Annotated in this window: 13 protein-coding genes, 1 tRNA gene and 1 riboswitch; of the genes, 6 read left to right on the top strand and 8 right to left on the bottom strand. The window is 68.7% G+C overall.

Annotated features, from left to right (window positions below; genetic code table 11):
* From Q8M88_RS10730 to Q8M88_RS10715, 4 genes are all read right to left on the bottom strand, one after another.
* A partial coding sequence (locus Q8M88_RS10730) for an ABC transporter substrate-binding protein (protein WP_371132675.1) occupies nt 1–370 on the bottom strand: 370 nt, incomplete at its 3' end.
* Between the two features lie 50 nt (nt 371–420).
* Nucleotides 421–1,035, bottom strand: a complete 615-nt coding sequence (cobO, locus tag Q8M88_RS10725) for a cob(I)yrinic acid a,c-diamide adenosyltransferase (protein WP_305597153.1) — start codon at nt 1,033–1,035, stop codon at nt 421–423.
* Entirely contained in the window at nt 1,032–2,036 is a 1,005-nt protein-coding gene (gene cobD, locus Q8M88_RS10720) for a threonine-phosphate decarboxylase CobD (protein WP_305597152.1), read from the bottom strand. The genes cobO and cobD overlap by 4 nt, the downstream gene beginning before the upstream one ends.
* Nucleotides 2,037–3,989 carry a TonB-dependent siderophore receptor gene (locus Q8M88_RS10715; protein ID WP_305597151.1) on the bottom strand — a complete coding sequence of 651 codons (1,953 nt, stop codon included), beginning with the start codon at nt 3,987–3,989 and terminating at the stop codon, nt 2,037–2,039.
* A 133-nt stretch (nt 3,990–4,122) separates the two neighbouring features.
* A riboswitch (cobalamin riboswitch) is annotated at nt 4,123–4,314 on the bottom strand.
* Between the two features lie 36 nt (nt 4,315–4,350).
* Between Q8M88_RS10715 and cobU the strand changes: the two genes are divergently transcribed.
* Both cobU and Q8M88_RS10705 read left to right on the top strand, forming a co-directional pair.
* Nucleotides 4,351–4,869 (top strand): bifunctional adenosylcobinamide kinase/adenosylcobinamide-phosphate guanylyltransferase, encoded by a 519-nt coding sequence (cobU, locus tag Q8M88_RS10710; RefSeq protein ID WP_305597150.1) that lies wholly within the window; start codon nt 4,351–4,353, stop codon nt 4,867–4,869.
* The gene (locus tag Q8M88_RS10705) at nt 4,866–6,095 is read left to right on the top strand and encodes a TCR/Tet family MFS transporter (RefSeq protein ID WP_305597149.1); all 1,230 of its coding nucleotides are present in this window, start codon (nt 4,866–4,868) and stop codon (nt 6,093–6,095) included. Before cobU ends, Q8M88_RS10705 begins: the two co-directional genes overlap by 4 nt.
* A gap of 60 nt (nt 6,096–6,155) precedes the next feature.
* Here Q8M88_RS10705 and Q8M88_RS10700 read toward each other — a convergent pair.
* Nucleotides 6,156–6,230: transfer RNA gene (locus tag Q8M88_RS10700), tRNA-Gly, on the bottom strand.
* Nucleotides 6,231–6,512: 282 nt separating this feature from the next.
* Here Q8M88_RS10700 and Q8M88_RS10695 point away from each other — a divergent pair.
* On the top strand, nt 6,513–7,007 hold the full coding sequence (locus tag Q8M88_RS10695) for a MaoC family dehydratase (RefSeq protein ID WP_305597148.1): 495 nt from the start codon (nt 6,513–6,515) through the stop codon (nt 7,005–7,007).
* Nucleotides 7,008–7,060: 53 nt separating this feature from the next.
* On the opposite strand, the gene Q8M88_RS10690 is transcribed toward Q8M88_RS10695, so the two are convergent.
* Nucleotides 7,061–7,756: an alpha/beta fold hydrolase gene (locus tag Q8M88_RS10690; protein ID WP_305597147.1), complete on the bottom strand. Its 696-nt coding sequence runs from the start codon at nt 7,754–7,756 to the stop codon at nt 7,061–7,063.
* Nucleotides 7,757–7,939: 183 nt separating this feature from the next.
* Between Q8M88_RS10690 and Q8M88_RS10685 the strand changes: the two genes are divergently transcribed.
* Nucleotides 7,940–8,134 (top strand): hypothetical protein, encoded by a 195-nt coding sequence (locus tag Q8M88_RS10685; RefSeq protein ID WP_305597146.1) that lies wholly within the window; start codon nt 7,940–7,942, stop codon nt 8,132–8,134.
* A 97-nt stretch (nt 8,135–8,231) separates the two neighbouring features.
* Nucleotides 8,232–10,028, top strand: a complete 1,797-nt coding sequence (locus Q8M88_RS10680) for an alpha/beta fold hydrolase (RefSeq protein WP_305597145.1) — start codon at nt 8,232–8,234, stop codon at nt 10,026–10,028.
* Nucleotides 10,029–10,034: 6 nt separating this feature from the next.
* Here Q8M88_RS10680 and Q8M88_RS10675 read toward each other — a convergent pair whose 3' ends face one another.
* Both Q8M88_RS10675 and Q8M88_RS10670 read right to left on the bottom strand, forming a co-directional pair.
* The gene (locus Q8M88_RS10675; protein ID WP_305597144.1) at nt 10,035–10,691 is read right to left on the bottom strand and encodes a hypothetical protein; all 657 of its coding nucleotides are present in this window, start codon (nt 10,689–10,691) and stop codon (nt 10,035–10,037) included.
* Between the two features lie 91 nt (nt 10,692–10,782).
* Nucleotides 10,783–11,373, bottom strand: coding sequence for a TetR/AcrR family transcriptional regulator (locus Q8M88_RS10670; protein ID WP_305597143.1), 591 nt, complete (start codon nt 11,371–11,373; stop codon nt 10,783–10,785).
* 224 nt (nt 11,374–11,597) lie between these two features.
* Here Q8M88_RS10670 and Q8M88_RS10665 point away from each other — a divergent pair.
* On the top strand, nt 11,598–12,603 hold a 1,006-nt coding region (locus tag Q8M88_RS10665), incomplete at its 3' end, for an efflux RND transporter periplasmic adaptor subunit (RefSeq protein ID WP_305597142.1).

The raw sequence follows: 12,603 nt of genomic DNA, 5'->3' as shown, positions 1-12,603 counted from the left end.
GACTGGAGCGCCCGCAGAGCGCGGCGATGGCGTTCACCTGATCAAGGCTGTCGGCCACCGTCTCGGGGACGCCGAACAGCTCGGCGCGAACCCCCAGCCGGCGCAGGGCGTTGCGGGTGGCCGGCGAGGAATGGCGTCCGGCCAGCACCAAGTCGGGCGCCAAGGCCACCACCTCCTCGGCGCTCTCGTAGGTGATCGGGAAAGACTGCGCGATGTGGGCGATGTTGGAGCCGTCGGGATCGCGCGCGTAGTGGCTGATGGCCGCCACCTGAGCGCGGTCGGCGACATTGACCAATATGACGTCCAGGCAAGGGTTGAGCGACACGATCCGCTGCGGCGCTGTCGCCGAGGCGCTCGTCGGCCCCGGCATCGCGCCCGCCGCCAATCCCGCGGCCACCGCGCGCCTGGTCGGAGCCGGCGTCAAAAGTCGACGCCCCGTTGCGCCTTGATCCCCTTGTCAAAGGGATGTTTGACCAGCCGCATCTCGGTGACCGTGTCGGCGATCTCCAGCAACTCCGGCTTGGCGTCGCGCCCGGTGACGCAGACGTGCTTCCCGGCCGGCCTGGCCTTGAGCCCGGCGACAACCTCATCGATCGGCAGATAGTCGTAGCGCAGGGCGATGTTCAGTTCGTCCAGCAGCACGAAATCCACGCCCGGATCGGCGATCATCTCCAGCGAAGTCTCCCAGGCGCGCCTGGCGGCGGCGATGTCGCGGGCGCGGTCCTGGGTGTCCCAGGTGAACCCCTCGCCCATCACCTCGTAGCGCACCTGATCAGGAAAACGGGCGAAGAACTGTCGCTCTCCGGTGATCCACTTGCCCTTCACATACTGAACGATCCCCACCTGGCGGCCCCAGCCCAACGCGCGGGCGGCCATGCCGAACCCGGCCGTGGACTTGCCCTTGCCGTCGCCGGTATGGACCAGCAGCAGGCCGGTCTCGCTATCGGTCTTGGTCGCCATCAGCGCCTCGCGCTGGGCCTTCAATGCGCGCATCGCCTCGGCGTGCTCGGCGTTGCGGGCGTCCTCGTCGCTCATGGTCGGAACTCCTCGAAAGCCTGGTCGAGCCTCGGCCAGGCATGGACCGGCGGCAGACCGAACCTCAGCCATTGCGGCTGGTCGCCAAAGGGGCGGACCAGCAGGCCGCGCTCCGCGAGGTGGCGAAACCAGGCGCCGGCGTGCGGCGACCGCGTCAGCCTGAACAGAGTCGTGCCGCCGAGGGTCTCGAATCCCCCGGCGGCCAGCACGCCGTCCAACCTCTGCGCCTGGCGCTTCAGCCACCGACGCGCCCGCTGCGCCCAGGCGCCGTCGGCATAGGCCGCGCCGGCGGCGATCGCCTCCGCGCTCACCGGCCAGTCGCCCAGCAGACCGCGCAATCGCGCGATCAGCGTCGGCTCGCCCAAGGCGAAACCCAGCCGCACGCCCGCTAGCCCGTAGAACTTGCCGAACGAGCGCAGCACCACCAGCCGCCCGCCGGCCCAGGGCGCGACACTGAGCTGCGGGCGCGTGTCACAGAACGACTCATCGACGATCAGCCAGCCGCCCCGCCCCGCCTGGCGCTCCGCGATCTCCAGGAGGGCGGCCGGCGGCGTCACGGCGCCATCCGGATTGTTGGGGTTCACCAAGACGATCACCTCGCCGTCCGCAGCGGCCAGGTCGTCCGTCGCGATCTCGCGCACCTGCGCGCCGGAAGCCGACCACGCCTCGGCATGGCCGCCATAGGTCGGGCCGACAATGAGCGCCTCGCGCGCGCCGGTCACGGTGGGCAGCAGGCGAAGCGCGGCCTCCGCGCCGGCCGTGGACGCAATGCGGTCAGCATCCGTCAAGCCGAACGCCGCCGCCGCAACGCGCTCCATCGAACGCAACGCCAAGGGGTCGGGCAGCCGCGCCAGATCGGCGCGGGTCGGCCGCGGTCCAAGCCAGGGTCGGGGGTTGATGCCAGTGGAGAGATCGATCCATGGCTCCGGCGCCAGCGGGAAAGCCGCGCGGGCTTCGCCCAACCGCCCGCCGTGTCGACCGAAGCCATGAACCAGCGCCATCTAGAAACGCGCCCGCAGGCCGACAAAGGCGCCGCGGTCCGGCGTCCCGAAGTTGAGGATCGTCTGGTAGTCCTCGTCGAACAGGTTCTCGACGCGGCCGTAGACCTCCAGCCCCTCGCGGATCGGATAGGTCGCGCGCAGGTCGACGACGACATAATCGGACACCGCTATGGTGTTGGCGTCGTTGTTGAAAGTCCTGCCCGCATAGCGCGCCGCGATCGCCGTCGACAGGCCGATGGGCCAGTCGTAGGTCGCCTGGGCGAAGCCCATGTGCTCGGGCCGCCGCGTCAACTGCTTGCCGCGATTGGCGCCCGAGTCGTTGAGCGCCTCCGTCCAGGTGTAGTTTGCTTTCAGAGACAGCCTCTCACCGATCTTGGCGGATCCCTCGAGCTCCACGCCCTGCGCCTGGGTCTTCTGGACATTGAGGTAGTAGCCGAAACGGCTCACCCCGCGCGGCGCGCACAGCGGATCGGTGGTCCCGATGTTGCACGAGTTGAAGCGGATCTCGTTATCCGCATCGCGGTGGAAGTAGGTCGCCGACACGCTGACGCCCTCGGCGAACCGATGCCTAATCCCCGCATCCCACGCGTCGAAGGACTCCGGCGCCAGGGTGGTGTTGCCGAACTCGCTGAACAGCTCGTAGAGGCCTGGCGCGCGGAAGCCCTGGCCGAAGCTGGCGCGCAGCACTGTCGCGCCGTCGTTCAGCGACCAGGCGACCGCCGCCTGGCCCAGGGACTTGCCGCCATAGGTGTCATGGTCGTCGTGCCGCACGCCGCCGGTGATCGTCAGGCCGTCGGCGATAACGCCCTGCACCTGCAGATACGCGCTGTCGAGACCCACTCGGCCGCGGATGAACGCCGGATTGGGCTGGGCGACCGAGGGCGAACGTGTCCGCATCCGAGCTCGCTCGCTCTCCACGCCGAACGTCGCGTTCCATGTGTCGGAAAGCGCGAACGACCCCTGGTATTCCCAGCGCCGGTTCTGGCCGGCGGCGTCGAAGGTGACCGGCGCGGCGGTCCTGACGGGATCGACGTTCTCCCGATCGGTGTCGGTGTAGGCGTAGGCCAATCGGTTCTTGAAACGGCCGTCCAGCAGGGCGGCGTTGAGGCCCAGATAGGCGACCAGTTCCTCGGTGCGGCCGACCTCGGCGGAATCGACATTGAAGCCGTCGATGTCGGTGCGACCCTTGGACCACACCGAGCGCGCCTCCGCCGAGACATTGTCTGTGATCGCCAGCCGCACTCGGCCGCTGACGCCGCCGTTGTGATAGCCGTCGTCTTCCTTGCCTAGCTTGTAGGCGGAGAATCCGTCAGTTGAGTAATAGGCGCCGGCGAGCCGCCAGCTCAGTCGCTCGCCCAGGCCGCCGACGCCGGCGCGCAGGTAGGCGGTGTCGCGCGCGCCGACCTCCGCGTCCGCCGTGGCCTCGAACGGGGCCTGCGGTTCGCGGGTCACGACATTGACCACGCCGCCGATCGCCTGGCTGCCCCATAGGGTCGATTGGGCGCCGCGCAGGATCTCGATCCGGCCGATGTCGCCGATGAGCAGGTTGCCGAAGTTGAAACCGCCCTGGGTCGACGAGGGGTCGTTCAGCTTCACGCCGTCGACAACCACCACCGTGTGCTGCCCCTCGGCGCCACGGATGTTCACCGTCGCCGCCGTGCCCGGGCCGCCGTTGCGGCTGTAAGCGACGCTGGGCGCCTCCTCCAGAATGTCAGTCAGGGTCACCCCCTGGCTGGCGACGATGGTCTTCTCGTCGAGCACGGTGACCGATTGGCCGATACGCGTCTCCGGCTGCGGCGAACGGGTGGCGGTAACCACGACCTCGGTGAGACCGGCGGAGCCCTCGCGGCCGGCGACGTCGGGGGTCGGCGCCGTCGCATCGGCGGCCTGGGCCGGGTTGGCGACCAGGGTCATCGCCACATAGGCGGTGGATAGGAATAGCAACGTCTTCATAGGCATAAGCCCTCCGCTTGACGACGGGTCGCGGAGGATTACGCGAGGACGGCGCGTCGCCGCCCGCGGTCACCCACGGCCCAACAACGTCGCCTCACGGGAAGACCCGTTCGTTCGGCGCACCCCGGCCGGACGAAGGACGACTGCGGCAGGCAGGTCTCCTGGCTCACGGGTCACAGCCCATTGCGCGCCGCCTTCCCAGACCGTCGGTCCAGTGGCTGTTGACGCGCGGGCTCGCCGCTTACAGTTGCGGGGGCAGCCCAGGTGTCGCACCTGAGTTCCCTCTTAGTCCCCTTGCGGGGAAACCTGCCGCAGCCGCCCAGTAGGCCCTGCGCCCAGGGCCGTCAATCATGGAGCCGGCATGGCCTTCACCCTCGTCATCGGCGGCGCCCGTTCGGGCAAGAGCGCCTATGCGAGCCGGATCGCCGAGGCTCACGCCCGGGAGACTGGCGTCTGCCCGACCATGATCGTCACCGCCGAAGCGCTCGACGCCGAGATGGCCGAACGCATCGCCGCGCACCGCGCCGACCGGGGCGAGACCTGGTCGACGGTCGAGGCGCCACGGGCGCTTGCTCAGGCGGTGACGGCCCTCGAAGGCGCAGACGTCGCGGTCCTCGACTGCGTGACGCTCTGGCTCAGCAACCACCTGCTGGACGACGCCGATCTTGCGCTGGAGGTCTCCGGACTGGTCCTGGCGCTCTCGCTGACGCCCGCGCAGGTGGTCGTCGTGACCAACGAAGTCGGCCAGGGCGTCGTGCCGGACAACGCCCTTGCCCGGCAGTTCCGTGACGAGGCGGGCCGCGCCAACCAGGTGCTGGCGGCGGCGGCGGAGCGCGTCGTACTGGTCACCGCCGGCCTGCCGCTGACGCTGAAACCATGACCCCGCTCTCCGGATCGCGGCGAACGGCGGTCCTCGCCTTCATCTTCGTCACCGCCATCCTCGACATCCTGGCGATGGGCGTTGTGATGCCGGTTCTGCCCAGCCTGATCGAGGAGTTCACCGGCTCCAACGCACGCGCCGGCGTGATCAATGGCGTGTTCGTGGCCCTGTGGGCGGCGATGCAGTTCGTCGCCTCGCCGATCATCGGCTCGCTGTCCGACCGGTATGGGCGCCGGCCCACGATCCTGATCTCCACCGCAGGACTGGCGGCGGACTATGTGCTGATGGCGCTGGCGCCGAACCTCTGGTGGTTGGCGCTGGGCCGGCTGATCGCCGGCGCGACCTCGGCGAGCTTCACGACCGTCTACGCCTACATGGCCGACATCACTCCGCCGGAAGGCCGCGCCCGCGCCTACGGCCTGATCGGCGCGGCGTTCAGCGCGGGCTTCGTGGCCGGTCCGCTGATGGGCGGGTTGCTGGGCGAGATCTCTCCCCGCGCACCGTTCTGGGCCGCGGCCACGTTCAGCGGCCTGGCGTTCATCTACGGCCTGTTCGTGCTGCCGGAGTCGTTGGCCCGGGAACACCGCATGCCGTTCGCCTGGCGTCGCGCCAACCCATTCGGTGCGATGACGCTGCTGCGCCGCCATCGCGAGCTGATCGGCCTGGGCGGCGTCAACTTCCTGGTCCACTTTTCCCATCATGTTTTCTCGACCGTCTATGTGCTCTACGCGGCCCACCGCTATGGATGGAGCCCGGCGGCGGTGGGGATCGTGCTGGCGCTGGCCGGCGTGCTCGACGCCTGCGTCCAGGGGCTGCTGATCGGCCCGACGGTGAAGCGGCTGGGCGAGCGCAGGACGATGATGATCGGCCTGTTCGGCGGTGCGGCCGGGCTGGCCGGCATGGGGCTCGCGCCCACCGGGCTGGCCTTCGCCTTGGCGCTGCTGCCCAACTGCCTGTGGGGCCTGGCCATGCCGACGCTGCAGGCGCTGATGACCCGGCGGGTCTCGGAATCCGAGCAAGGCCAGCTGCAAGGCGCCAACATGAGCCTCGCCAGCATCGCCGGCATCGTCTCGCCGCTGCTGTTCGGTGCGGTCTACGCGGCCTCGATCGGCCCTGGCGCGGCGTTGCCGCACCCAGGCGCGGCCTTCCTGCTGGCCGCCGCTATTCTGGCTGGCGCCGGCCTGGTGGGCTGGCGTTTGGCGCGCGGGGCGCAGACGCCTGACTGATCAGGTCAAGGCCAGTTGCAGCCAGCCGGTGTCGATGGATCGGGGCGTTGGGCCGGGGAATGGAGCGGGTGGCGGGAATCGAACCCGCGACATCAAGCTTGGGAAGCTTGCGTTCTACCTCTGAACTACACCCGCCAACATGCTGTACTCACGAGCAGATTTCGTAAATCGACCAGTACGAAACAACCCTTTCGGCAGTATGTTTGACAGACTGTTCCGTAACGGGTCTGCGGCGCCGGCTCAAGCCCTGTCAGCAGGCGTCCCGCCGCGGGTGACGATCGCGCCCCGGGCGTTCGGCGAGCGGGGTTTGGCCAGGCCAGGGGATTTCACCACCCCGAAAGACCGGTTAGCGTCTTGCCGACAGCCGCCTTCGGAAGAACGATAACTTCGCGGCGCTAGGCAAATTGGGAGAACTCGATGCCGGACGACGCCATGACCGAAGAGACCAACACGATCGCACCTATGGGAATGGCCGATATGGCCAACTACATCGGCGTCCCCTTCGGCCCCAGCCCATGGATCACCGTCACCCAAAAGATGATCGATGAGTTCGCCGACGCCACCGGCGACCACGCCTGGTTCCACACCGATCCGGAACGCGCCAAGCGTGAACTTCCCTACGGCGACAGCATCGCCCACGGTCTGTTCACCCTGTCGCTCACGGTCAAGATGATGGGCGAGATGGTGCGCTCTAAGGGCCAAGGCCGCGCCCTGAACTATGGCTACGACAAGGTCCGCTTCCTCGCGCCTGTCGTCACCGGCTCGCGCATCCGCATGCGTGGCGAGGTCGTCGGGGCGGAACCGAAGCCCGACGGCGGGGTGGTCATCCGGATGCGGATGACCGTCGAGATCGAAGGCGGCGACAGGCCGGCGCTGGTGATGGACTGGATGGAGATCGGCTGGCCGGCCTGACGCAGGGCCCCTGCGGGCGCCGGTCGATCGTCGGCGGTTCGCCGCACTTCGCGTCAGGCGGCGATCTGCGCCAGCCGCTCGGCGATGATCCGGAACGCCGCGGCGTTGACCACCAGGCCGATATGGCTGCCGGGCACCTCGATGTTGTCGGCGTCCTCGGCGCTGTCGCGGCAGTCGAACGGCGAGACCACCCCGTCGCTGCGGCTGTAGATGACGGTATGCGGCACCGGCAGCGGCGAACGGTCGGTGACGATGCTGCGGTCCTCGCCGGTCATGTGCCGACGCAGCCAGACGACGCCCTCGTTCATGCTGGTCTCGTCGCCGGCGAACGGACTGCCCAGGCAGATGACGCGCTCGATCTGGTCAGGATGTCGGCGGGCGTACTGGCGGGCGACAACGCCGCCGAGGCTATGGCCGATCAAGATGATCTTCCCCTCGCCCCTGTGGCCGTCGATCTTGGCTCCGAGCCTGCGGCTGTCCGAGCCCAGGGTGCGGTCGCCGAAGTTGGGGCCCATGCCGAGGCCCGAGACGTGATAGCCGAGGAACGTCAGATAGCTGCGAAGACAGTAGGTGGACGTGTCGTCCAGGGAGAAACCCGGCAGCACCAGCACCTTGCGCCCGTCCCCGCGCGGCGCGGCCCACAGCAACGGCGCCGCCGCGAACAGGGTGGCGAGCTCGAGCGAGGGCCGGAACGCCTCGGCGAACGTGAGGGCGAGCGACGGCGGGCCGGCGGAAACTTCGTCGTACATGAACCGATCAACCGATCTCAGAGGCGGGCACTCAGAACTGTCGCAGATGCGATAGGTTCACGGCCTTGGGGCAAGTCGCCTTCCAATCTGCGGCAAAATGATCAATTTGACCATCGATGTACAAATGTTGTTCGCAAGTGCGAGATAGATGTGGCTATTGGAAATCTCACGCAGGAGGTCCCCATGTCCGCTCTCGCCATGAACCACGCCGCCAACGACGCTGCGCCCCTGGACATGGCGTCTGATCCTTCGCCGGCCTGGGCGCGGGAAAATCCGGACGACCTGCTGCGCTTCCTCTATGTTTCTCCTCGGCCCTGCGCGGCTCTGGACGAGCTCTTGGGTCTGACCGAGCGCCCGCGACTGACCGCCACCGCCTGAGCTTCCGCCGCGCGCGAGCGCAAAGCGTCGCGCCCCGCCCTGGTGCTGTACTCGTGAGTTCGCGGCGCATTCATCCGTCCAGCACACGACGAGTCCCATGTCCGACGAAACCAACCAACGGTCCTTCCAAGCCAAGCTGCCGGATCCCGCCGCGACGCGTGAAGCGCTGGCCGAGATCTTCATCAACGCAGCGCAGGCGACCCGCGCCGCGGCCAAGAAGGCCATGGCGCCGCCCACCGCCCTGACCTTCGACCCGGCGGACAAGGCCGGCGCGATGTTCAACTTCGCCCTGTCGCTGATGACCCAGCCGACGGTGCTGGTGGAGGCGCAGCAGAAGGCGTTCGCCGAATGGTCGTCGCTGTGGAGCGCGACCCTGCGGCGGATGGGCGGCCAGGCCGCTGACCCGGTCATCGAGCCGGCCCGTGGCGACCGCCGCTTCTCCGACCCCGCCTGGACCGAACAGCCGCTGTTCGAACACCTCAAGCAGAGCTACCTGCTGGCCGGCCGGCAGATGAACGAGCTGGTCGCCAAGGTCGACAATGTCGACCCTGACACCCGGCTGCGGGTGGCGTTCATCCTGCGCCAGTACCTGGACGCGGTGGCGCCGACCAATTTCGCCCTGACCAACCCCGAGGCGCTGCGCAAGTCGCTGGAAACCGGCGGGGTCAACCTGCTGGGCGGCCTCGCCAACCTGCTGGCCGACGTCGCCACCGACAAGGGGATCGTCGAGCGCCGCGCCGCCGACACCTTCGAGCTCGGGGTGAACATCGCCGCGACGCCGGGCGACGTGGTCTACCAGAACGAGCTGTTCCAGCTCATCCAGTATGCGCCGACGACGCCGCAGGTGGCCCGCCGCCCGCTGCTCTACGTGCCGCCGCTGGTGAACAAGTACTACCTGATGGACCTGCAGCCGAAGTCGAGCCTGCTCAAGTGGCTGGTCGACGAAGGGCGCACCGTGTTCGTCGTCTCCTGGATCAATCCCGGACCTGAGCTGCGCGACAAGGACCTCGCCAGCTATGTCGTCGACGGCGTTGTCGAGGCGATGAACGCGGTCCGTGACGCGACCGGCGAGCCGGACGTCGACCTCGCCGCCTTCTGCATGGGCGGCACGCTGGCGGCGTGCGCGGCGGCCTATCTCGCCGCCAAGGGTGAGGCCGACCGCGTCGGCTCGCTGACCATGATCGGCACCCTGCTGGAGTTCAGCGACCTGCGCGAATGGGCCGTGTTCATGGGCGACGGCGACATGGAGGCGCTGCACCGCAACCTCCACTCGAAGGGCTACATCGAGAGCCACGACCTGCAGAAGCTGTTCAGCCTGATGCGCGCCAACGACCTGATCTGGTCCTCTGTGGTGAACCACTACCTGCTCGACAAGGAAGCGCCTCCCTCCGACATCCTCTACTGGTTCGCCGACGGCGCGCGGATTCCGGCGGCCTTCCTGCGCACCTACGGCGAGAACATGCTGAAGGGCGATCAGCTCAAGAACCCCGGCGCGGTGGTCCTGCAAGGCACGCCGCTGGACCTGGGCAAGGTGACGGCGCCGGTGTTCGTGATCTCGCTGAAGGACGATCACGTGTCGGCCTGGGAGGCCACCTATTCGGGCGCCCGGATGTTCGGCGGCCCTGCCCGTTTCCTGCTGGGCGGTTCCGGCCACAACGCCGGCGTGATCAATCCGCCGAGCGCCAACAAGCATGGCTACTGGACGAACGCCACCCTGCCCGACGACGCGGAAGGCTGGATGGCGACGGCCGCCAAGCAAAACGGCTCGTGGTGGCCGGAATGGCGGACCTGGCTGACCGAGCAAGACGCCGAGACGAAACCTGCCCGCAAGGTCGGCGACGGCAAGCTGAAGGCCATCGAGCCGGCGCCCGGATCCTACGTCCGCGGCCAGTAGCCCCGCCTATCGGCAGTTCTTTTCCTGGGCCAGCCGCGCCAGCGTCGCGAAGCGCGGATTGTCTTGCATCGAACGCGTCACATCGCCCATGGAGGCGGCGGTCGAACTGCTCAACCGCCGCCGCGCGGGCGTCAGCTCCGCATTGGCCCGCTGCCCGAATGCGCTGGTCGCGGCCATGGTCGAGGCGGCCGCGGCGGTGGACGCCGCAGCGCCAACTCCGGGCACGAGGCTGAGCGCAGCCGCACCGGTATTGACCGCCGCCTGCCGCGCGGCGAGCGCGGCGCCTTCGGCCTGCACCCGTTTTTCTCTCGCCAGATAGTCCGCGCTGGCGGCTTGGCCCTCGGCGAGATGGTCTCGCGACACTCCGATGTTCTGCTGGGTGGACAGCTCGGCCTTGACCTCGTCGCAGGTCATGGCTGCGTCTCCGGGGCGCTGGCCGGCGGGATCGTCCATCGCCGACTGCATGGCCTTGGCCTGGCCGATCATCTGCTCGCAGGCGGCCTGGGTCATCGGCGCATTGGGCATCCGCGCCAGCGCCGCGCAGTCGATCGAGGACGGATCGGCGGCGACGGGTTTCGGGCGGCCGAACATCTGCGACTGTGTGGGCGTCGCGGCGGCCAGAACACCGACGATCAGCGCCGCCAAGAGCAGGAACTTGCGCATCACTGCCTCCGGCGTAACCTGACGTCAGCCATGCTAGCACAAGGGGAACCCCAGGCGGCGCCGCGGCCTGTCTTAAGCAGGTGGTCGCGGCTCAATCGGCGGCTTGACTCGGCCGGAGCATCGCCAGCAGCACCGCCTCGACCCTGCGTTCGAGCGCCTTGCGCCCCGCGGCGTCGAGATCCAGGTCGGGGCTGATGGCGCGCGTCACGCCCATGCCCATCATCAGCGCGCCCAGCAGCCTAGACAGGACCGCCGCGTCGGCGCAGCCCAGCCATTCGACCATCGGACCGTAGAAGCGGGCTTCGCAGAACTGCCGGATCGCCGCAGCGGCCTTGGGCGAGGACGCCGATCGCAGCATGATCAGCACGCAGTCCATCTTGGCGTCATCCTGGGGGTCGCGCACCAGCAGCGCCGCAATCCGCGCTGCGAACTCCTCCGGCGCGCCGTAGAACAGCTCGTCGGGCTTGGCCGACAGCTCCAGCACCGCAGCGAACAGCTCGTCCTTGCCGCCGAAATACCGCGAGACCAGCGCGGCGTCGACGCCTGCGTCGCCGGCGATGTCGCGCACGCCCGCCCCTTCATAGCCCTCGCGGGAGAAGCGGCATCGCGCCGCCTCGAGGATCGCGGCGCGGGTCGTCTCGGCGCTTCTGCGGCGCGTGACGATGAAGCCCGGGGCGGGCATGGCGTTCCTCCGGAATCTTTGTCAACAGGTGTTGACATAGCTTCGCACAAGGCGCTTTAAAAGTCATCAATTGTTGACTTACGGCCCCCAGCAGGGCCCGCGAGCCTTGGGGATAGGGCATCCGCTACAGAACTGTCAGGGCGCTGTTCGGCGCCGCTTTGTCATGCCTCGTCTTGAGCGCATGTGGGAAACCGCCGGCGGCTCAGCAAGGACAGCCGACGCCGATGGTCTCGGTGTCCACGCCGCTGCGCGAGCGTGTCGTCGACTGGGACGACTTCACCGGCCGTTTCGAGGCCACCCAGCGGGTGGAGGTGCGGGCCCGCGCTGGCGGCTACCTCCAGGGCGTGCACTTCCGCGACGGCCAGTACGTGAAGAAGGGCCAGCTGCTGTTCACCCTGGACCCCCGCCCTGCCCAGGCCCTGCTGACGGCCGCCGAAGCCCAGGCCGCCCAGTCGCGCGGCGAGGTCGAGCGCGCCAAGACCCTGCTCGCCGCCGAGGCGATCTCGCGTGAGGAGTTCGAAGCCAAACGCGCTGCGGCCCTGGTGGCCGACGCCAACGTTCGCGCCCGCCGGCTGGATGTGGAGTTCACCCGCGTCACCGCCCCGGTGTCGGGAGTCGCCTCTGACCGCAGGGTCGATGCGGGCAACGTGGTGGCTGGCGGCAGTTCGTCCGCCGACGTGCTGACCACCATCGTCTCCACCAGCCCGATCCACTTCGTGTTCGACGCCTCGGAGTCTCAGCTCCTGAAATATCAACGCGAGGCGTCCGGGCGCGGCTCCAGCGTCAAGGTGCAACTGCAGGATGAGCCGGACTTCCGCTGGACCGGCACGATCGACTTCTCCGACAACGCGGTCAACGACCAGAGCGGCGCGATCCGCATGCGCGCGCTGGTCGCCAACCCGAACGGTTTCCTCAAGCCCGGCATGTTCGGCCGCGCCCGGGTCGAAGGCTCCGGGGCCTATGACGCCCTGCTGATCCCCGAGGCCGCAGTGGTCGCCGATGCGGCGCGCAAGGTGGCCTATGTGGTGGCCAAGGACGGAACCGTGCAGCCGCGCGCTCTGCAGCTTGGGCCGGTCAGCGGCGGGCTGCGCGTGGTGCGCGGCGGTCTGCGCCCTGACGACGTGGTGGTCGTCAACGGCGTCCAGCGGGCCATCCCCGGACAGAAGGTGAAGACCACCACCGTCGCCATCCGTCGCGCGACCACGGCTGCGCCCACCAGCGTCACCACCC

This window comes from Phenylobacterium sp., from assembly GCF_030693805.1.
Taxonomy (GTDB): domain Bacteria; phylum Pseudomonadota; class Alphaproteobacteria; order Caulobacterales; family Caulobacteraceae; genus Phenylobacterium.
Note: the sequence above shows the minus strand (reverse complement) of the source record. Positions and strands in the feature narration are given on the sequence as shown.